Origin of the sequence: Thermodesulfobacterium geofontis OPF15 (assembly GCF_000215975.1) — a bacterium.
In the GTDB taxonomy this organism is placed as follows: Bacteria; Desulfobacterota; Thermodesulfobacteria; order Thermodesulfobacteriales; family Thermodesulfobacteriaceae; genus Thermodesulfobacterium; species Thermodesulfobacterium geofontis.
The window spans coordinates 239,265-259,659 of sequence record NC_015682.1; the positions used below are offsets into that span (position 1 = coordinate 239,265).

The 20,395-nt window shown below is 29.4% G+C and carries 22 protein-coding genes and 1 tRNA gene; 11 read left to right on the forward strand and 12 right to left on the reverse strand.

Going from position 1 to position 20,395, the window contains the following annotated elements; translation table 11 throughout:
- Positions 1–56: 56 nt before the first annotated feature.
- From TOPB45_RS01265 to TOPB45_RS01280, 4 genes are all read right to left on the reverse strand, one after another.
- Positions 57–2,078, reverse strand: coding sequence for a cation:proton antiporter domain-containing protein (locus TOPB45_RS01265; RefSeq protein ID WP_013909055.1), 2,022 nt, complete (start codon positions 2,076–2,078; stop codon positions 57–59).
- Positions 2,079–2,149: 71 nt separating this feature from the next.
- On the reverse strand, positions 2,150–2,614 hold the full coding sequence (locus TOPB45_RS01270) for an FKBP-type peptidyl-prolyl cis-trans isomerase (RefSeq protein WP_013909056.1): 465 nt from the start codon (positions 2,612–2,614) through the stop codon (positions 2,150–2,152).
- Positions 2,615–2,753: 139 nt separating this feature from the next.
- Complete coding sequence (ispF, locus tag TOPB45_RS01275) at positions 2,754–3,230, reverse strand: 2-C-methyl-D-erythritol 2,4-cyclodiphosphate synthase (RefSeq protein WP_013909057.1); 477 nt, start codon at positions 3,228–3,230, stop codon at positions 2,754–2,756.
- Positions 3,227–4,258, reverse strand: a complete 1,032-nt coding sequence (locus TOPB45_RS01280; protein WP_013909058.1) for a zinc-dependent alcohol dehydrogenase family protein — start codon at positions 4,256–4,258, stop codon at positions 3,227–3,229. The genes ispF and TOPB45_RS01280 overlap by 4 nt, the downstream gene beginning before the upstream one ends.
- A gap of 90 nt (positions 4,259–4,348) precedes the next feature.
- Between TOPB45_RS01280 and TOPB45_RS01285 the strand changes: the two genes are divergently transcribed.
- Complete coding sequence (locus TOPB45_RS01285; RefSeq protein ID WP_013909059.1) at positions 4,349–4,795, forward strand: single-stranded DNA-binding protein; 447 nt, start codon at positions 4,349–4,351, stop codon at positions 4,793–4,795.
- Positions 4,796–4,798: 3 nt separating this feature from the next.
- Here TOPB45_RS01285 and hemA read toward each other — a convergent pair whose 3' ends face one another.
- From hemA to TOPB45_RS01305, 4 genes are read right to left on the reverse strand one after another with little or no spacing between them, the layout of a single operon-like run.
- Positions 4,799–6,196: a glutamyl-tRNA reductase gene (gene hemA / locus TOPB45_RS01290; RefSeq protein ID WP_013909060.1), complete on the reverse strand. Its 1,398-nt coding sequence runs from the start codon at positions 6,194–6,196 to the stop codon at positions 4,799–4,801.
- Positions 6,186–7,010, reverse strand: coding sequence for a cytochrome C assembly family protein (locus TOPB45_RS01295; RefSeq protein WP_013909061.1), 825 nt, complete (start codon positions 7,008–7,010; stop codon positions 6,186–6,188). The genes hemA and TOPB45_RS01295 overlap by 11 nt, the downstream gene beginning before the upstream one ends.
- A 14-nt stretch (positions 7,011–7,024) precedes the next feature.
- A complete protein-coding gene (locus tag TOPB45_RS01300) occupies positions 7,025–7,432 on the reverse strand; it encodes a universal stress protein (RefSeq protein ID WP_013909062.1) in 408 nt (135 codons plus the stop codon).
- Positions 7,433–7,487: 55 nt separating this feature from the next.
- Positions 7,488–8,855 (reverse strand): B12-binding domain-containing radical SAM protein, encoded by a 1,368-nt coding sequence (locus tag TOPB45_RS01305; RefSeq protein ID WP_013909063.1) that lies wholly within the window; start codon positions 8,853–8,855, stop codon positions 7,488–7,490.
- Between the two features lie 119 nt (positions 8,856–8,974).
- Between TOPB45_RS01305 and TOPB45_RS01315 the strand changes: the two genes are divergently transcribed.
- A complete protein-coding gene (locus tag TOPB45_RS01315; RefSeq protein ID WP_013909064.1) occupies positions 8,975–10,051 on the forward strand; it encodes a hypothetical protein in 1,077 nt (358 codons plus the stop codon).
- Between the two features lie 5 nt (positions 10,052–10,056).
- Here the strand turns inward: TOPB45_RS01315 and TOPB45_RS01320 are convergent, their stop codons facing one another.
- The 4 genes from TOPB45_RS01320 to TOPB45_RS01335 form a co-directional block, all read right to left on the reverse strand.
- The gene (locus TOPB45_RS01320; protein WP_013909065.1) at positions 10,057–10,410 is read right to left on the reverse strand and encodes an Mth938-like domain-containing protein; all 354 of its coding nucleotides are present in this window, start codon (positions 10,408–10,410) and stop codon (positions 10,057–10,059) included.
- Positions 10,411–10,427: 17 nt separating this feature from the next.
- Positions 10,428–11,534 (reverse strand): peptide chain release factor 1, encoded by a 1,107-nt coding sequence (gene prfA, locus TOPB45_RS01325; protein WP_013909066.1) that lies wholly within the window; start codon positions 11,532–11,534, stop codon positions 10,428–10,430.
- A 20-nt stretch (positions 11,535–11,554) separates the two neighbouring features.
- Positions 11,555–11,779, reverse strand: a complete 225-nt coding sequence (rpmE, locus tag TOPB45_RS01330) for a 50S ribosomal protein L31 (protein WP_013909067.1) — start codon at positions 11,777–11,779, stop codon at positions 11,555–11,557.
- A 62-nt stretch (positions 11,780–11,841) separates the two neighbouring features.
- A tRNA-Arg gene (locus tag TOPB45_RS01335) sits at positions 11,842–11,915 on the reverse strand.
- A gap of 72 nt (positions 11,916–11,987) precedes the next feature.
- Here TOPB45_RS01335 and TOPB45_RS01340 point away from each other — a divergent pair.
- The 9 genes from TOPB45_RS01340 to TOPB45_RS01380 are packed head-to-tail and all read left to right on the forward strand — an operon-like array spanning position 11,988 to position 20,321.
- A complete protein-coding gene (locus TOPB45_RS01340; protein WP_013909068.1) occupies positions 11,988–12,764 on the forward strand; it encodes an LbetaH domain-containing protein in 777 nt (258 codons plus the stop codon).
- Between the two features lie 10 nt (positions 12,765–12,774).
- On the forward strand, positions 12,775–13,671 hold the full coding sequence (locus TOPB45_RS01345) for a peptidylprolyl isomerase (protein WP_013909069.1): 897 nt from the start codon (positions 12,775–12,777) through the stop codon (positions 13,669–13,671).
- Complete coding sequence (locus TOPB45_RS01350) at positions 13,649–14,275, forward strand: ribonuclease H-like domain-containing protein (protein ID WP_013909070.1); 627 nt, start codon at positions 13,649–13,651, stop codon at positions 14,273–14,275. Before TOPB45_RS01345 ends, TOPB45_RS01350 begins: the two co-directional genes overlap by 23 nt.
- The gene (locus TOPB45_RS01355; RefSeq protein ID WP_013909071.1) at positions 14,247–15,734 is read left to right on the forward strand and encodes a DegQ family serine endoprotease; all 1,488 of its coding nucleotides are present in this window, start codon (positions 14,247–14,249) and stop codon (positions 15,732–15,734) included. Before TOPB45_RS01350 ends, TOPB45_RS01355 begins: the two co-directional genes overlap by 29 nt.
- A gap of 2 nt (positions 15,735–15,736) precedes the next feature.
- On the forward strand, positions 15,737–16,663 hold the full coding sequence (locus tag TOPB45_RS01360) for a peptidyl-prolyl cis-trans isomerase (RefSeq protein ID WP_013909072.1): 927 nt from the start codon (positions 15,737–15,739) through the stop codon (positions 16,661–16,663).
- Entirely contained in the window at positions 16,664–17,440 is a 777-nt protein-coding gene (gene recO / locus TOPB45_RS01365) for a DNA repair protein RecO (RefSeq protein WP_013909073.1), read from the forward strand.
- A complete protein-coding gene (locus tag TOPB45_RS01370; RefSeq protein WP_013909074.1) occupies positions 17,421–18,104 on the forward strand; it encodes an LOG family protein in 684 nt (227 codons plus the stop codon). Before recO ends, TOPB45_RS01370 begins: the two co-directional genes overlap by 20 nt.
- Positions 18,095–19,057 carry an aspartate carbamoyltransferase catalytic subunit gene (locus tag TOPB45_RS01375; RefSeq protein ID WP_013909075.1) on the forward strand — a complete coding sequence of 321 codons (963 nt, stop codon included), beginning with the start codon at positions 18,095–18,097 and terminating at the stop codon, positions 19,055–19,057. Before TOPB45_RS01370 ends, TOPB45_RS01375 begins: the two co-directional genes overlap by 10 nt.
- Complete coding sequence (locus tag TOPB45_RS01380) at positions 19,041–20,321, forward strand: dihydroorotase (protein ID WP_013909076.1); 1,281 nt, start codon at positions 19,041–19,043, stop codon at positions 20,319–20,321. Before TOPB45_RS01375 ends, TOPB45_RS01380 begins: the two co-directional genes overlap by 17 nt.
- Positions 20,322–20,395: the final 74 nt, after the last annotated feature.

Sequence of the window (20,395 nt, forward strand, 5' to 3'; positions counted from 1 at the left end):
TGATTTTCTATTATACCATATCGGTTGATTCCAAAAAAACTGTTAAAGATTTTTTTCTAAATAAAAGTAGATTTTAGAGAATAAGAAATGGGATCCTCAAGAAATATTAAAGCTTTGTTTAATTGTTCTTCAGATCCTATAAGTATTAAAATATCTTTTTCTTTAAAGGAGAGATTAGCAGGAGGATTAACTATAAATTCTTCTCCTCTTTTTATAGCTATAATTGTAGCTCCTGTTTTGGATCTAAGATCAAGAGCTCTAATTGTTAATCCAATTAAAGGGCTTTCTTTTTTAATTAAATAAGTTTCAGTAGCTACATCTTTTAAAAATTCTAAATTCTCAATACTTTCTAAAAGCGGTTTTTCTAATGTCCTAAAAGCTTTATAATAATTTTTCCTTAAAGCTTCTAAAAGTTCAAAAATTACATTTCTTGGAACTTTGTAATAGTGAAGAACCTTAGCAAATATTTCTATAGAGGCTTCAAATTCTTCGGGTATTACTTCATTAGCACCAAGTTTTATTAAATCTTCAATCTCTGCTACAAATCTTGTTCTTACTATAATATAAAGATTTGGATTTTCTTTACGAGCAAGAAAGGTAATTTTCCTAGCAGAAATATTGTCCCCAATAACGATAACCAAAGTTTTTGCTGTTTTAATCCCTAATTTTCTTAAAACTTCAATATTGGTAGCATCTCCAAAAAAGATAGGTTCTCCCCTACTTTTGTAAGTTTTTACTGTATTAGGATTAAGATCAACAATTACATAGGGAATTTTTAAAGTTTTTAAACCATAAACAATATTTTGCCCTCCCACTCCATATCCTACAACAATGGTATGATCTTTTAAATAGGCTTTTTCTTCTTCCCTTTTTTCTTCTCTTATTTTTTTCAGTCTTAAATAGCTTTTATAGGATATTTTTTCAAGAAGAAGATCAGTTAATTTATGAGACCTATCAATTGAGAATGGAGTTAAAAATAAGGTAATCATAGAGGATCCTATAAAAAGTTGGTACCAATTCTCTTCAAGTAATCCGTATTTTTTACCTTCTAAAGCAAGAACTAAAGAAAATTCTCCTATTTGAGAAAGTATAAAACCTGTTAATAAGGAAATTCTTAAGCTTTTACTTATAAAGAGTGTAGAGAAAAAGATTCCTACAAATTTAATTAAAAAAATTAGAAGAACAATTAAAATAGTCAATTTTAGATTAGCAAAAAGAAAATACGGTTTTAAAAGAAGTCCTATAGAAATAAAAAATATAGCCATTAACAAATCTTTAAAAGGTTTAATTTCAGCTACAGTTTGAAGTGCATACTCTGATTCGGAAATCACAATTCCTGCTAAAAAAGCTCCTAAGGCTAAAGAAAGTCCTAATTTATAAGAGAAAAGGGCAGTTCCCAAAGATAAAACCAAAATAGTCATAAGAAATAACTCTCTACTACGAGTTTTTACGATCTGATGTAAAATTAAAGGGAAAAAATAAAGAGAAACTATAAAGGTGCAACCAAGTATAGCTAAAGATTTACTAAAAACAAATAAAATATCTTTTATGGAACCCTCTTCTTTACTTAAAATTGGAATAAGAAGCATTATAAGTATTACACATAAATCTTGAAAAATTAAAATACCAAAACAGACTCTACCATAAGAGGTAGTAAGCTCCCCTTTATCCATCAAAATTTTTAATACTAAAGCAGTGCTACTCATAGCTATAAGAGATCCAAAGAAAATGCCAATTTTTAGGGATTTATTAAGAAAAAGTAAAGTGATAGTAGAAACGATAAAAATAGTTAATCCTACTTGAATAAAGCCTGCAAATAAGATTTCTCTTCTGTAGGCTATTAACTTTTTTATTGAAAATTCAACTCCAATAAGAAACATTAAAAAAATAATCCCAAACTCTGCAAAGGTTTCAATTAGATGGGCATCGTGAATTAAGCCTAATACAGAAGGTCCTACTATGATTCCTGTGAGTAAAAAACCAATAATAGGAGATATTTTAAATCTTATAAAGATTGTACTTATTATAATGGCAAATAAAGATATAATGAGAAAACTTCTAAGTAATTCAAAAAGCATATATTAAATGAATAATAATTCAGAAATTTACAAAAATAAATAGAGGGGGGAGAACCCCCAAAAGAAAATTCTTAAAGAATTAAATCTTCTTCATCCAGATTATAAATCTTCAAAAGTTTAATATGGAAGTAAAGGTCTTCACCTGCTAAAGGTGGGTTAAGGTCAAGAACAAGTTCGGTATCAGTTACTTTTACGATGGTAGCTGGGAAATTCATTTCTCCTCGAGGCGTATCCACTATAAGATTTAACATTAATCCTTCCTCTGGTTCTACATCAATATTTAGAGCATCTCTGGGTATAGTTCTAACTAAATTTTCATCTCTTGGACCAAAGGCCTTATCATAAGGAATTAAAACTTCCTTTTCCTCTCCCTCTTCCATTCCAATAAGAGCTTCAGAAAGTCCAGGGATTATTTCAGGGGAGCCAACTTGAAAAATAAAGGGTTCTCCATTATAAGTATTCTCAAAAATCTCCCCATTCTTTAATTTTCCAATACAATGAATACTTACTACATCACCAATTTGAACCTTACGCATCTTAAACTCCTTTAAATTTTAATTTGATAGAAGTTGAGATTTTAGAGAATAGGACTCTAAAAACTCAACCTTCTATCTTAAGAAGAAGAGTAACATATAATAAAAAAAATACAAGCTTAAGAATTTTAGCTTTAATTTTTTATTTAGTTAAAACAACCAAACAAAAGCAAGCTATAGCTTCAATTTGGAGAGATTCCATTAGTCCTTCTGTAGTTTTTGCTTTTATTCCTATATTTGAAGGATCTATTTTTAGTTTTTCAGAAAGTAAATTTTTCATTTTTTCATAAAAAGGAGAAAGTTTTGGTTTATCACATATAAAGGTTAGATCTATTTGAGAAATCTTAAATCCTTTTTTTTCTACAAGTTCTAAAGTTTTTTCCAAAAGTTTTATACTATCTATGTCTTTATATTGAGGATCTTTATCAGAAAAGATAGTTCCTATATCAGGAAGACCAGAAGCTGATAGCATAGCATCTATAAGAGCATGTAATCCTACATCCCCATCTGAATGCCCTAAAAGACCCTTTTCAAAAGGAATTTCTATTCCACAAAGCTTTAATTTTCTGCCTGGAACTAATTTGTGAAGATCAAATCCTATGGAAACTTTAAAATTCATTCTATTATTTTTAAAACTTTTGCTCCTTTAATTTTTTTATTTTTAATATCTATTAAAGCCTGATTAGCTTTCTCAAAAGGGTAAATTTCTATTTCTGGTTTAATATTGAAAACTTCTACAAGTTGCAAAAATTCTTTAATATCCTTTCTGGTTACATTAGCTACACTTTTAATTTCCTTTTCTAACCAAAGATCACGAGCATAATCTAAATTTAAAAGAGCTTCCTTATCCTTATCTTCCTTTCTTATGGCATTTATTACAAGTCTTCCTCCGGGAACAAGATATTTTAGAATAGTAAGAGGAGGTTTCCAAACAGGAGTTGTATCTATAGCACAATGAAGTTTTTGGGGAGGCTCTTCTTCTATATCTCCTACCCAGAAAGCTCCAAGACTTAAAGCTAATTCTCTTTGTTTGGGATTTCTTGCAAATACAAAAACTTTAGAAAATGGGAAAAGAGCTTTAATAGTTTTTAAAACAAGGTGTCCAGAAGCACCAAAACCCACAAGTCCTATATTTTGTTCATCTCTTGGATTAGCTAATTTTATAGACCTATAACCTATAGCTCCAGCACAAAAAAGGGGAGCGCATTCTTCATAGGAAAAAGTTTTAGGTAGAGGAAAAGCAAAATTTTCTTTTATTTTAAAATATTCTGCATAACCCCCTTGAGCATCTTTACCTGTAGCTTTAAATTGGGAACAAAGATTTTCTAATCCCCTTTTACAATATTCGCATTTTTCACAAGAAAAATAAATCCACCCAGCTCCTACTCTATCACCTATTTTAAATTTGGTTACTTCTTCACCTATTTTAACTACCTCTCCTACTATTTGATGCCCAGGAATGATAGGAAAAAAAGATGGTTGGGCTCTGCCTTCAATTTCGTCTATTTCAGTATGGCAAATCCCACAAGCATAAACTTTTATAACAATCTCATCTTTTTTTGGTTCAGGATCATCTATTTCTACCAATTTTAAAGGATTAGTATTTTCAGATATATGAGTAATCTCCTCTATTACCCAAGCTTTCATAATTTTTAAATTTTAATACAAGAAATTAAATTTTGAATTGCAAAAAATCTAATTGAAAAAATTGAAAAGTAGAATATCATTAAAATTAAAATGAGCATAAACAAAGTTATTCTAATTGGTAGACTTGGAGCAGATCCAGAAATTAGATATACTCTTGATGGAAAACCGGTAGCTACATTCAGAATAGCGACCAATGAAGTAATAATAAAAAACGGAGAAAAGGAGATTCTTACTGAATGGCATAGAATTGTTGCTTTTGGAAGACTTGCTGAAATTTGTGGAGAATATTTATCTAAAGGAACTCAGGTTTACATAGAAGGGAAATTAAGAACAAGGAAATTTGAAGATAGACAGGGGAATCAAAGATATATCACTGAAATAGTAGCTAATACCCTTCAAATTCTTGAAAGAAAATCTGCATCCAATTCCGAACCTAAGGAAATTCCTTCAATTCAAGGATTCAAAAATACTTTAGAAGAAGAACCTTTAGAAGATTTAGAAGAAAACCTATTAGACGAAGAAGATATCCCCTTTTAAGGTTTATTGAACTAAAATCTTTTTAGTATTTGTGTCTTTGGTAATATTTTCTTCAGATTGGGATTTTTCTTCAACTTTAGGATATAAGTTTTCTATTTCGGCATCAGAGATTTCTTTAAATGGTTCATCAAGCTCAAAGATCTGCCTTATTAAACTTATAGCATACCTCCCTTCTTCATGATAACTTTTTTTAATGAAGTTAATAGGATAGTAGATAAGTTTTTGAACTAAAGATTTAGTCAATATTTCTATAGCTTCTTTTTCTTCTTCTGAGAGATTTTTAAGTTTTTTTAAAGTTTTAGCAAGTTCATTTTGTCTAAGGATTTCTACTTTTTCACTTAAAGCTCTAAAAGTAGGATAAAAATCAAGTTCTTTAAGCCATTTTTGAAATTTAAAAACCTCAGTTTCTATTATTACTTGTGCTCTAAGTGCTTCTTTTTTTCTTTCTTTTAAATTTTCTTCTACTACAGATTTTAGATCATCTATATCATAGAGATAAACATTTTCGAGCTTATTTACTTCAGGCTCTACATCTCTTGGAACAGCTATATCAATTATAAAGAGAGGTTTATATTTTCTTGGTTTCAAAATAGAACTTACCATATTTTTAGTAATAATATAGTTTGGTGCTCCGGTAGAAGAAATTACTATATCAGCTTTTATTAAAGCCTGAGGAAGTTCATCTAAAGAATAGGCTTCTCCTTTAAATTTTTCTGCTAACTCAATAGCTTTAGAGAGTGTTCTATTAGCAATGATTACTTTTTTAACTCCCTCTGAAACAAAATGCATACAAGCAAGTTCTGCCATCTCACCAGCACCAACTAAAAGAATAGTTTTATCCCTTAAAGACCCGAGGATCTTTTTTGCAAGACTAAAAGCTGCATAACTTATAGAAACAGCTCCTCCACCTATTCCAGTTTCAGTTCTTACCTTTTTAGCTACAAAAAAACATTTATGAAGTAATCTATTTAAAACTATTCCTGATGTGCGATAATTTAATGCATCTTTATATGCAGATTTAACCTGTCCAAGAATTTGAGGTTCTCCAATTACCATAGAATCAAGCCCACAGGCTACTTCAAAAAGATGTTTCACTGCTTTTTCATTCTCAAAAAAATAAAGATAGGGTTCTAAATCTTTCCATTTGAAAGTGGATTCTTTTTCTATAAAAGATGAAAAATCTTTCAAAAATTGATTTTTTTTATCAGGATCCAAAACAAAATAAAATTCAACTCTATTGCAGGTAGATAAAAATAAGCCCTCTTTAAAAGAATAAATCTCTTTTTTAATTTTTTCCAAAGGATGTAAGGAAGAATTTTTAAATGTAAGCTTTTCTCTTATTTCAATAGGAGCTGTTTTATGATTCAATCCAATTAATAATATAACAACATCAAGATCCATAGGTATGAAATCCCTTGGAAAATAAATTTATCACAAAAAAACTAATAAGCCATATACTAAATCCTAATAAAAACATGTAAGAAGCCTTTTTCCCTCTCCAGCCGATTAAAACCCTCTGGTGTATCAAAACCGCATAAATTAACCATAGTATTAGAGTTATAACTTCCTTAGGTGACCATCTCCAGTAATTTCCGAAAGCAATCTCACTCCAAATAGCTCCACTTATCATAGCTAAGGATAAAAAAATAAACCCCAAGTAAAGACATTTTTCAGTAACTTTGTCTAAATATTCAAGAGGCGGAAGCTTTCTAAAAAATAATCCTAAATGTTTTTTCTTAATTTCTCTTTCCTGTAAGATATACATCAAAGAGGTAACTGTTCCAAAAAGTAAAAACCCATGAGAAAAAAGTCCTGTAAAGGCATGTAAAGGAAACCATAAACTTTTAAAATGGGGACTAAAGGGAGAAAAAATTTCTTGAGGGAAAAAGTAAGAAAGAAGTAATAATATTAAAACAATAGGTAAAAGAAAAAAACCTGTAGCATAAATCTTTATAGGAAGGATAGTAAAAAGAAAATAGATTAAAACCAATTCCCAAGAAAGAAAGTTAAAAAGATATTTAAAAGAAAGAAGAGAGGTAGTAAAAATTTGAAAAATTTTAAATACCCAAAAAAGAGTATGAAAAATAAAACCTACTAATAAAACCAATTGAGCATATTTTAGAGCTTCTTTTTTAAGACTTTTAAAATAAAAACCAAACCCTATAAAAGAAATCAAATATACAAAAAAACTTAAAAAGAAAAATAAATCAGTCATTTAGTAAATAATTTTTATTTCTTTTTAGCAATATATACAGAACAAGGAGCAAAACTTACTACTTTTGCAGTAGTACTACCAAGGGTATATCTTATAATATCGGGTCTCACACCTCTTGCCCCCATAATTAACATGTCCGCTTCTTCACTTTCAACAAAATTAAGAATTGCTTCAGCTATAGAATAATCAGCTATTATTGCTTCTCTAATAACAAATTCGTCTTTAATCTCAGCTTTAGCTTCTTCTAATAACTTTTTAGCTTTTTCAATTTCTTTTTCTTCCTCTTCTTTACTCATACCTTCTCTTTTACGAACTACATAAAGTAGTATCAATTCATCAATCACCTCTTTTAAAAATTTCTTAGCTACATTAAGACCCTCTTTTGCATCTTGAGAACCATCATAAGCTATCACTACCTTCATTCCTGCCTCCTCTAATTTTTGAAATTTTTTTGTAATAAAAATATTATATCAAAGATTAAATTTTTGATAAGGTTCTCAGAAATTCTTTTCTTTCTTTTCTTGCCTTTTTGGTTAATTTTGTTCCTAAGAAATGAATAGTTGCATGTATCCAGTCCAGTTTTAACAAATATTTTATAGCACCCTTGTAAGAATAAAAACCTTCAAAAAGCTTAAAAGCTAATTCTTGAAGTTCAAAGGGACTCATATTTTTTGGATAAAAGACTACATGATGTCCATCATAATAATCCCAATTAGTAGTAAAAATCCTACCTTCTTTTAAAAATTCCTCAAAAATTTTACTTCCTGGAGCAGGGGTTAAAATTAAAAACTGAACAGAGTCAATTTTCATTTTTTTAGAAAAATCTAAGGTAGCTAAAATACTTTCTCTTGTATCAGTATCAGCACCAATTACAAACATTCCATGAACTTTAATATTATATTTATGAAGAATTTTAATTCCTTCCTCTATTTGAGCTGGTGTAATACCTTTTTTGTAAAGTTTTAAGGTTTCAGGGTTTATAGATTCAAAACCTATATAAAGGGTACTACAATTACTTTTTTGCATAAGTTTTAATAATTCTTCATCTTTGTAAATATCAATTCTTACCTGAGTAGACCAAGTTCCCTTAAAATTTATTTTTATCATCTTTTCAAGAAGAATTTTGGCTCTTTCTTTATCTGCTGCAAAATTATCATCATAAAAAAATATATGCTCTACCTTTTTAAGGTTTTTTATTTCCTCTATAACAAGATCTTCATTTCTAAATCTGTATTTTCTACCAAACATAGGAACTACAGCACAAAAGGTACAGTTATAAGGACAACCTCTTGAAGTAGAAATAGGATAAATTTTAAGTTTATTAAGGTTATAACCCTCAACTAAAGTGAAATCAGGTATAGGTAAAGAGTTAAGATCCACAAAATTTTCATCTAAGGGATTATGATAAAATTCGCCATCTTTTTTATATGAAAGATTTGGTATAGAAGAAAAGTCATTACTTCCCCTTTCTATATTTTCTATTAGCTTTAATAAGGCTTTTTCTCCTTCTCCCCTTATAATGAAATCTGCATGCAAAAGGGCTTCATCTGCTAAAAAACTTACATGAGGTCCTCCCATAATAATAATTTTTTTATACTTCTTTTTATAATAATCAGCTAATTCATAAGCCCTGTTTGCTGTGGGAGTAATGGTAGAAATCATAATTACATCAGCTTCTTTGATAATATTTTCATTTATAGGTGCCCATTCTTCCAAAAAAATTTTAACTTTGTATCCTTTATTTTTTAAAATTGTGCCAAGAAGAGGCATAGCTAAGCGAGGAAGTTTAAAAGCAGAAAAGACGTGAGTTTTAAAATTTTTGGGTTCAATTCCTACAATCTTCATTAAACTAATTATAACTCTAAAATTTTTTTTAAAAATTATAATTGTATTCAAAAAATTTTTTGACAAAATTTTAAAATGGTTTATCTTAAAAATAGTAATTATAAAACAAGGAAAAAACTATGAAAAAAATATTAGTTTTTATTTTTGTTTTTGTTTTTTTGTTTTGTTTTAAAGTATTTGGACAAGAAAATACTTCTGAAACTAAAAAAGTTTTAATACTTCCTTTTGATATCTATTCACCTCCTGAATATTCTTATTTAAAAGAAGCTATCCCAGAAATGCTTATAAGCCGTCTTTTTTCTCCTTCTAAAATAGAAATAGTAGAAATGGAGAAAGTTAAGGAAGAAATTAAAAATTTTGAAAAAATAAATAGAAAAATAGCTGAAGATTTGGGTAATAAATTTAAGGCAAATTACGTTATATGGGGAAGTATTACTGTTTTAGGAGAAGGAGTAAGTATTGATGCACAAATAATAGATTTATCTGGTGAAAAAAAGCCTGCTCAATTTTTCCAAGAAATAAAAAATATTTCTGATATAATTCCCCAAATTTCAAAATTTGCACAAAAAGCAAGGATGTATATAGAAGGAAAGGAGGAAGATTTTTATAGGGAACCTTATTATGCTTTAGCACCGTATGGATTAGGGAAAGAACATCCGGAGAGAGGATACTATTATTATGCACCTTATCTTTTTCCTTCTACACCTATTGAAAGAAAACCAAAAGTAACCAGAGCCAAAAGTCCTTATGGAGATTATGAGCCAGAGGGACTGAGTAGTAAATTAGTAATAGATCTTTCTACAGGAACAATTGGATGGGCAGAAGAAGAAAAAGAAAAAAATAATAATGCTACTGCAGTTACTCCTAATTATCCACCCATGTATCCTCCTCAGCCTTACTATCCCTATTCTCCACCACCTTATACTTATTATTACTATTCAGAAGATGAGGGTATCCTTTCTAAGCTATGGTCTCGTATATGGCCTTTTGGAGAAAAAGAAAAAACTCCCAAATATTATTCTCCTCAAGTAATTCCTGCTCCTTCTCCTCAACCACCAGCTGAAACTTATCAACCAAGTCAGCCCCAACCTCAAACTTCTCAATCTCAAACTTATATAGAAGAATCCTCAAAAAAACAAATACCATCTCAAAAAACTTCTTCAGTAAAAAAAGAAAATCCTTGGAGTTGGGAATAGATAAATTAACAGGTTAAATGAAAAGCACCAGCTAAGGAAACTCCTGAAGAATAGAGTTCATTAAACCTTTTAACAGCTAAATCAGTTTTATAAATTTCAATTTTAATGCCTAAACTTTTTGCCTTCTTTTCTACTTCAGAATCAACTTTCATTACCCCATGAGCTCCAGTTCCTACTATTAAATATTCTAAAGAATATTTCCATACCTCTTCTAAATCTTCAACTTGTAATCTATGACCTTCCTTTCTCCACCAATCAGGAAAAATTTTTTCTTCTTTTGGGGTTTTTATAATAATAAGGTCTTTGTGATATGTTTTATCTTTAAAACTAAGACTACCAAAACTATAGTAAGTTATCATTAGTTAAAAAGTTGAATTTAAGCAGCTAAGCTAAGTTTTTCTTCCTCTTCTTTTAAGGCCTTAACCCTATAATGAGCAATTAGTGCATCTATGAATTCATCAAGTTCTCCATCTAAAACCTCGGGAAGATTGTAAACGGTTAATCCAATACGATGATCAGTCACACGATTTTGTGGGAAATTATAGGTTCTTATTTTTTCACATCTTTCTCCTGTTCCAACTTGGGATTTTCTTTCTGTTTGAATTTTTTCATTTTGTTCTCTTAAAGCCAATTCATAAAGTTTAGCTCTTAAAATTTTTAAAGCAGTTGCTTTATTTTGATGTTGGCTTCTTTCATTTTGGCAAGTTACAGTAATTCCTGTAGGAATATGAGTAATTCTTACTGCACTTTCGGTTTTATTAACATGTTGTCCACCATGCCCACTTGCTCTCATAGTTTCAATTTTTAAATCTTCAGGTCTTATTTCCACTGTAACTTCATCTACTTCAGGTAGAACTGCTACTGTAGCGGTTGAAGTATGTATTCTTCCAGAAGATTCAGTAATAGGAACTCTTTGAACTCTGTGAACTCCGCTTTCGTATTTTAGTCTACTATAAGCACCCTTACCTTCAATTTTAGCTATAACTTCTTTAAAACCTCCGAGACCAGTTTCATTAGCATCAAGAATATCAAATTTCCATCCCTTTTTTTCAGCATATCTTTGATACATTCTTAAAAGATCAGCAGCAAATAAAGCAGCCTCTTCTCCACCAGCTCCTGCTCTTATTTCTAAAATTACATTTTTTTCATCATTAGGATCCTTAGGTAAAAGAAGGATAGGTAATTTTTTTTCTAATTCTTCCAAACGATTCTCTAATTCCTTTAATTCTTCTTTAGCCAATTCTATTAATTCTTCATCTGATTCCACTTCTATAAGCTGTTTGTTTTCTTTTATTTGGTTTAATATTTTTTTATATTCTCTATAGGTTTCCACAATCTCTAAAAGTTCAGCATGTTCCTTAGCTAATTTGGCATAGAGTTCTGGGTTAGAAATTATAGAAGGATCAGATAATTTTGAAGAAATCTCTTCAAAATTTTTTTCTAAAACATCTAATTTTTTTAAATAAAAACTTGCTAAACTCATATTTTTTCAATTTTTAAATTTTAATTTTTTTCTTTTTCTTCATAAAAACTTGCATATTTTTTCATAAACTTCTCAATTCTTCCTTCTGTATCAACAAATTTCATTTCTCCTGTGAAAAAGGGATGGCATTTAGAACAAATTTCTACCCTTATTTCCTTCTTTGTAGAACCAACTTTAAATTCATTACCACAAGCACATTTCACTATCGCATCTTCAAAATACTGAGGATGGATTCCTTTTTTCATTTTTTATCACCTCTTTTAAATTGAAAATAATATAACTTAGAACTAAAAATTTTCAAAAAAAGCGCCCCTGGAGGGACTCGAACCCCCAACCTACGGCTTAGAAGGCCGCTGCTCTGTCCTATTGAGCTACAGGGGCAATTTTTTATAGAATTTTAATCAATTTTTTCTTTTTGACAAGTGCCTTTTAAAGGTTTATAATGTTGCCAATATGAATATATCATTAGATTTATTTTTTGAAAACTTAGAAAATGAGAAAATAGCAGAATTATTTAAAAATGCTCTTCCCTGGGAGCCTTTAAAATTTTTAAAAACCTATCTTTTAGATATAGTCCCTGAATTACCTAAGGAAATACCTATAGGAATCCCTATACCTGAAAGTTTATTTTTAACTTCAGAAGGAGAAGTTATACCTTTAAAAGATTTAGAGATTTATAATGATGAGTATTATTTAAAAGGGGAAAAAATAAAAGGGGCTATTTTAAAAGCAGGAGCTTTTTTAACTGGAAAAAAGATATTTTTTGAAGAGGAAGTTATAGTAGAGCCCTTTTCTCTAATTTTCCCACCTGCTTATTTTTCTAAAGGAACACAAATAAGGCATGGTTCTTATATTAGAGGGAGTGTTTATACAGGAGAAAAAGTAGTAATAGGGCATACTACTGAAGTTAAAAATAGTATATTTTTTAGTTCAGCCAAGGCTTCTCACTTTGCTTATATAGGGGATAGTATACTTGGAAATAGTGTAAACTTAGGGGCAGGAACAAAACTTGCAAATTTAAAATTTAGTAAAACAATTATAACCTTAGTAATTAATAACGAAATTGTAAATACAGGGCTCAAAAAAATGGGAGCTATTTTGGGAGATTTATGTCAAACTGGTTGTAATTCTGTTTTGCAACCGGGAACACTTTTAGGAAAAAAATCCTATGTCTATCCCGGCAAGGTTTGCGGTCCTGGTTATTTTTTGCCAGGAACAAAAATAAAATAAAGGGGGTTTTATGAAAAAATTTACTTTTATCTTTGCAATTTTTGCACTAATTTTTTGCCTTTATTTAAAGGCTTACTCAGAAGAGGGGAAACTTTTAGCTGAAGTTGGACCTTATAAACTTTATGAAGAAGATGTAAATAAAATGATGAAAGAAGATACCCAAATTCAACAAATTTTAAAATCAAAACCTGAATTAAAAGATGAAATAGTTTCAGCCATAGTAAATAGATGGGTTAATTTATCTTTACTTTCTCTTGCAGGTAAAAAAGAAGGAATTGATAAAGAAGAATCTGTTAAAAGAGAATTAGCAGAAATTGAAAAAAATTTTATTGCCCAAAAATATTTTGAGAAAAAGACAGCTAATCTGAAAATATCTGAAAAGGAAGTAAAAGAATATTATGAGAAAAATAAAGAAAAATATAAAGAACCAGAAGCAAGACATATTAAACATATTTTGATTTATTTTTCTAAGGATGCAGATAATGCTACCCAAGAAAGTGCCTTTAAAAAAGCAAATGAAATAAGGAAAAAACTCTTAAAAGGTGCTAATTTTGAAGAGCTTGCTAAAATGTACTCTGATGATACAGGTTCTAAAGAAAAGGGAGGAGATTTAGGTATAATCAGAAAAGGACAAACTATACCTGAATTTGAAAAGGAAATTTTTAAGCTTAAAGTAGGTGAAATAAGTACTCCTATTAAATCTCCTTATGGATATCATATTGTAAAAGTAGAAAAAATAATTCCAGAAAGGGTTCTTTCTTTTGATGAAGTTAAAAATGTAGTGGAAGAAGATTATAGACAAGAAAAAGAAGAAGAATTGATAGCACAAATTTTACAAAATCTTTATAAAACCTATCAACCCAAGATTTATTTAAAGATGAAAGATGTACAAAATAGAAGTAAGTAATTTATTAGAAGAGTTTGAAGAAAAATTTAAGCGCCTTAAACTTTCTGAAAAAGAAAAATGGGTGTTATATCTTTATTTTCCCTCGCATTTATTGTTTTTAGATATAGAAACTGAAGGTCTTTCTAAAGAAAAAAACGATATTACTTTAATAGGTATATATAAAGATAATAAGTATTATCCTTTTATAAAGAATTTTAATTTAGAAAAAGCTATAAAATTTCTTGCTTCTACACCTATTTGGATAACCTTTGGAGGAGAAAATTTTGATATTCCCTTTATAAAAAAGGCTTTCCCTTACTTAAAAACCCCTTTAGTTCATATTGATTTATTCTATTTAACTAAGGAAGTAGGATTAAAAGGGGGTCTAAAAAAAATAGAAAAGATGTTAGGAATTATTCGAAAAACTGAAGGTTTAAATGGTTATGATGCAGTAAAGTTATGGAGAAAATGGGTAGAAGAAAGAGATAAAAATTCCTTGAAAAAACTTATTCTTTATAATAAAGAAGATGTAGTTAATATAAAAAAAATAATGGATTATGTAATAACTAATTTGCTAAATAAGGAGGGAAGAAGGTATGAGGAAGTTTTCTTGGAGTTCTTATAAATTAACTATTTTACTTATTATTTTGGCTTTTGTTTTTGGGCTTTTAGCAAAAACTTTTATAGATAAAACGGGATTTTTTAAGTCAAAGGAATTAATTGCAGAAGATGGAACAACTATTTCAAAAAGTTTGGAAGTAGCTAATGAACTTTCAAAAGCTTTTTCTTATGTAGCAGAGAAGGCTGCTCCAGCTGTTGTCTACATTGAAACAGAAAAGGTAGTTTCAATTCCTAAGGAGATGTTTCCTTTTGACTTTTTTGGTGATGAATTCTTTAAAAGATTTTTTTCTACCCCTCGGTATAGACAAAGGGGAGCAGGTTCGGGGTTTATAATTTCTTCAGACGGATATGTAGTTACTAATAATCATGTAATTCAGGGAGCTCAAAAAATTACTGTAAAATTAGTAGATGGAAGAATTTTTGAAGGTAAAATTATAGGTACTGACCCATTTTCAGATATAGCCTTACTTAAAATCGAAGCAAGTAATCTTCCCACTCTGATTCTCGGTGATTCTGATTCAATAAAAGTAGGAGAATGGGTTATTGCAATTGGTAATCCCTTTGGACTTTCCCATACTGTAACCGTAGGTGTAATAAGTGCTAAAGGAAGAAGTGGAATAGGAATATCGGATGTAGAAGATTTTATTCAGACAGATGCAGCTATTAATCCGGGAAATTCAGGAGGTCCTCTTTTAAATTTAAAGGGAGAAGTTATAGGAATGAATACAGCTATATTTACAAGATCTGGTGGTTATATGGGAATAGGATTTGCCATTCCAAGTAATATTGTAAAAACAGTGGTGGAACAACTAAAAACTAAAGGAAAAATTGAAAGGGGATATTTGGGGGTAGGTATCCAAGATTTAACACCAGCCTTAGCTAAAGAATTAGGTTTAAACACTACCGATGGAGCACTTATTACAGAGGTAAAACCTGGTTCTCCTGCTGAAAAAGCAGGATTAAAAGAAAAAGATGTAGTTATAAGTTATAATGGTAAATCTGTCAAAAATGCTTCAGAATTAAAAAATTATGTTCTTTTAACTAAACCGGGAACAGAAGTAGAATTGAGGATTATAAGAAATGGAAAAGAAATGCCTATAAAAGTTAAAATTGGAGCTCAAAAAGAAGGACTAATTCTTTCTAAGACTGAAATGGAAAATATAGAAGAATTGTTAGAAAATTTAGGACTAATAGTTGAAGATATTACTCCTGAAATAGCAAAAAAATTAAGATTGCCTTCTCTTCAAGGTGTTATTATTACTGAGGTTATTCCTGAAACACCGGCTGATTATGCTGGACTTTCTCCTGGCTTAATAATTGATGAAGTTAATCGTAAAAAAATTAAAAATTTAAATGAATTCTTCCAAGCTCTTAAACCTTCCTTAGAAACAAAAAAGGTGTTATTAGGAATTAGAACACCAAAAGGAAGATATTATGTTACTCTAAAATTAGAAAGTGAATAAAAATGGAAATTAAAAAATTTATTCTTTCTTTATTCTTTTTTTTAATTTTTACTACCCATTCTTTTGCTTCTCAAATTATTAATAAAATCGTAGCAGTGGTAGGAGATGAGTTTTTAACCCTTTATGATTTAGATGAAATGTGTAAGCCCTATTTTGAAAGATTTATAAAACCAGATTTACCTTTAGAGGAAAAAGAAAAAATAAAAAATCAAATAAGAAGAAATATTTTAAAAGGATGGATAGAGGAAAGTGTTTTAAAAATAGAAGCTCAGAGGTATGGCTTAACTGTAAGTGATGAAGAACTTAAAAGACTCTTAAATGAAGAAATTAATTCAATAGGTGGAGAGGAGGTATTTAAAGAATATTTAAAAAAACAAGGAATAAGTTATGAAGAATATAAAGAAAAAGTTAGAGATAAAATATTAAAATATAAATTTGTTCAAATTCAGTTAAAAGGAAAAGTAGTTATTACTGAAGAAGAACTTAAAAAAGCCTATGAAGAAACAATAAAAAATTATGACCCTTCTCCAAAATATTGGTTGTCAATTTTAATTATAAATGGAGATGAAAAATTAGCCTCCTCTATATACGAAGAAATCCTTAAGGGAAAAAGTTTTGAAGAAGTTTATAAGACCTATCCTACTAATGTACAACTTATAAAAGATGAACCTTTTAAAAAGGATGAATTAGTTTCAGAAATATTAGAAAAGCTTAAAAATATTTCTCCTGGTGAAGTGACCCCCGTAATAAAAAAAGATGAAAAATATTATATTATAAGGCTTCTTAAAATTGAAGAAGGTACGCCTCCTTCCTTTGAAGAAATGAAAGAAAAATTATATCAAAAATTATTTGAATTGAAAGCCCAAACAGTCTTAGAGAAATGGATTAATGAACTTGAAGAAAAAAGATATATTAAAATTTATTTATAAATGATTTTCTCTTTAGAAGCTTTAATTCTTTCTAAGGAAAAATTAGGCGAAATAGATCTTTTAATAGAGCTTTTTACTCCTAAAGGAAAAATTTGGAGTGTTGCTAAAGGGGCTCAAAAGAGTCGTAAAAGGTTTGTCAATCTTTTAGAGGAATTCAATTTAATAAAAGCCCATTTAAGAAAAACTGCAAAGGGGAAATTACCTATTTTAGAAAAAGCGGATCTTCTTTTTTTACCAGAAAGCATCAGAAAGGACTATAAAAAGTATTTAATGATTTCTTATATGGGAGAAATCCTTTCAAAAATAAGTTTTTCCGGGCTTTATATAGAATATTTTTCTTTTATAAAAAAATTATTTATGGAAATAGAAAAGGGAAATTTATTTTTTTTATTAAAACCTTTTTTTGAATTAAAAATTTTAAAATTTTCAGGATGGTCCCCAGAATTTTTTCAATGTGTGAAGTGTGGCTATAAACCTAAAAAAATTTTTTTCCTTTCTATTCCTGAAGGAGGAATACTTTGTTTTAGGTGCAAGGATGGAAATAGTGAGAAACTTGATTTAGAAATAGTTGATATTTTAAGATCTTTAATTAAAATGCCTGTTGAACTTGAAAGTTTAAAAAAATTAGAAAAAGATTTAGAAAAAGCAATTTATATTAAAGAAAAAATTTTGAAAATTAGCGAAAAGTTCTTAAAATATTTTTTGCCTTTTGAATTGAATTCTTTAAAATTTTTAAAAGATTTTAACTGGGGGGTAAATGAAGCAAAGGACTCTTGAAGGAAGATTTTTTGAAGAAAAACAATATGTACTTGAAGGACTTGCAGCTAAGGAATCATGGAGATTATTTAAAATTTTAGCTGAATTTGTAGAGGGTTTTGAACTTCTTCCCAGAGTTTATCCAGCAGTTACTATTTTTGGTTCCTCAAGAACATCTCCTGATCATCCAGATTATAAAAAAGCAGAAGAATTAGGAAAACTATTGGTAAAAGCTGGTTTTTCTGTTATTACAGGTGGAGGACCAGGGATTATGGAAGCAGCTAATAAAGGCGCTGCCGAAGCTGGAGGATATTCGGTAGGATTAAACATTAGATTGCCTTTAGAGCAGGAACCTAATCCTTATGCTAATATTAAATTAGAATTTAAATACTTTTTTGTAAGAAAGGTAATGATGGCAAAATACTCAGTTGCTTTTGTATTTTTTCCAGGAGGATTTGGCACCTTAGATGAGATGTTTGAAGTTTTAACTTTAGTACAAACAAAAAAAATAAAGCCTATTCCTATAGTACTTATAGATAGAAATTTTTGGGACCCTCTCTATAAATGGATGGTTGATTTTCTTATTCCTAATAACAAAATTTCTCCTAAGGATATTGATCTTTTTAAAATAGTTGATACCCCTGAAGAGACAGTAGATTATATTAAGGAATATTTATGGATTTAAAAATTAAGCATCTTCTTGATATTGCTTCTCTTTCTAAGGAGGAAATAGAAGATTTTTTAAATTTAGCAGAAAATTTAAAAGAAATTCTCTATAGACCAATTCCCAAAGTTCCTACTTTAAGAGGAAAATTGATAATTAATTTATTTTATGAACCATCAACTCGGACTCGCTTTTCTTTTGAAAAGGCTGCTAAAACCTTATCTGCAGATAGTTTAACTTTTACAGGTAAAGGTACAAGTATAGAAAAGGGAGAAACTCTTTTAGATACTATTAAAAATTTAGAAGCTATAGGAGCAGATCTTTTTATTATTAGACATCCTGTTGCTGGGGCACCTCATTTTGTAGCTAAATATAGTAAAGTTCCCATTATTAATGCTGGGGATGGAACTCATGAGCATCCCACTCAAGCACTTTTAGACCTTTTAACTGTTAAAGAAAAACTTGGAACTCTTTCAGATTTAAAGGTTGCAATTATAGGAGATATAAAGCATAGTAGAGTTGCTCATTCAGATATATTAGCCTTTCAGAAAATGGGATCCACTGTTTGGGTTTCTGGCCCAGTTCATCTTTTACCAGATATTAAAGAGGAAAATTATTTTAAGCTTTCTGAGAGGAGTTTTAAAATTTGTTATAAAATAGAAGACGCTATTAAAGATGCAGATATAATAATAGCTCTAAGAATACAGAGAGAAAGACATGGAGAAGCTCTTATCCCAAGTTTTTTAGAATATCATGAGTTCTTTGGTTTAAAACCAGAACATTTGGAATTAATGAAAGAAAAAACAATCCTTATGCATCCTGGACCTATAAATTGGGGAGTAGAACTTGCTTATGAAATGGAAAAATATCCCTTTCAAGTAATTTTAGACCAAGTAGAAAATGGAGTAGCTATAAGAATGGCAATTCTGTTAAGGTTTTTAACAGGTGAAAGAGGTTATGAAGATTTTAATTAAAAAAGGAAGAATAATAGATCCTTCACAAAATTTAGATTTTTTAGGAGATTTATTAATAGAAAATGGAAAGATTTTAGAGGTTGAAAAAAATATAGAAATTCATGAAAGGGTAGAAATAATAGAAGCTAACAATTTATGGGTTTTACCAGGACTTGTAGATATCCATGTTCATTTAAGAGAACCAGGGGAGGAATGGAAAGAAGATATAGAAACAGGAACAAAATCAGCTTTATATGGAGGGGTTTTGAGATTAGCTTGTATGCCGAATACAAAACCTCCTAATGATTCCCCAGAGGTTACTAAATATATTCTTGAAAGGGCATCTCAAAAAGCTTATGTTACTGTTTATCCTATTGCCTGTATTACTAAAAAACAGGAAGGAAAGGAAATTACTGAATTTGGAAGATTAAAAAAAGCAGGAGCTATTGCAGTTTCCGATGATGGAAAGTGGGTTCAAGATTCAGGAGTTATGAAAAGAGCAATGTTATATGCTAAAAACTTTGATCTACCTATAATTTCACATTGTGAAGACATAAGTCTATCAAGGGGTGGACAAATTAATGAGGGATATTTCTCAGCAAAATTAGGATTAAAAGGAATTCCTACTTCTGCAGAAACTATAGCAGTATTAAGAGATCTTATTTTGGCTAAAGAAACTCAAAAATCTGTTCATTTAGCTCATCTTTCAACTAAGGAAGTTATACCTTTTTTAAAATGGGCTAAAGAAGAGAATATCCCCTTTACAGCAGAAACATGTCCTCATTATTTTACCTTAACAGAAAGGGAAGTAGAAAATTACAATACCTTAGCAAAAGTAAATCCACCTTTAAGAACTGAAGAAGATGTTTTAGCTATAAAACTTGCTTTAAAAGAGGGGTTAATAGAAGTAATAGCAAGCGATCATGCACCTCATAGCCCTCTTGAAAAAGAAATAGAATTTGAGCATGCCTCATTTGGTATGATAGGGCTTCAAACTTTACTTCCTTTAAGTCTTAATTTAATAAGAGAAGGCTATTTAACACCTTTAGCCCTCTTTGAAAAACTTATTGTAAATCCCTCTAAAGTATTAGGTATTGACCCTCCTTCTTTTAAAAAGGGAAACTCAGCTGAAGTTATAATTGTTGATCCTGAAGAAGAATACGTTTTAACTGAAGAAATAATTCAATCCAAAAGCAAGAATACTCCATTTTTAAATAAAAAACTCAAAGGAAGAGTTAAAAAAGTTATTTTAAAAGAAAAGATTTTTGATTTATCTCTTATATAATTGTGTATTTTATAACACACCTGTTTACAAATTTACACATTTAAAATTCCAAATTTTTTAAAAAAATTTAGAAA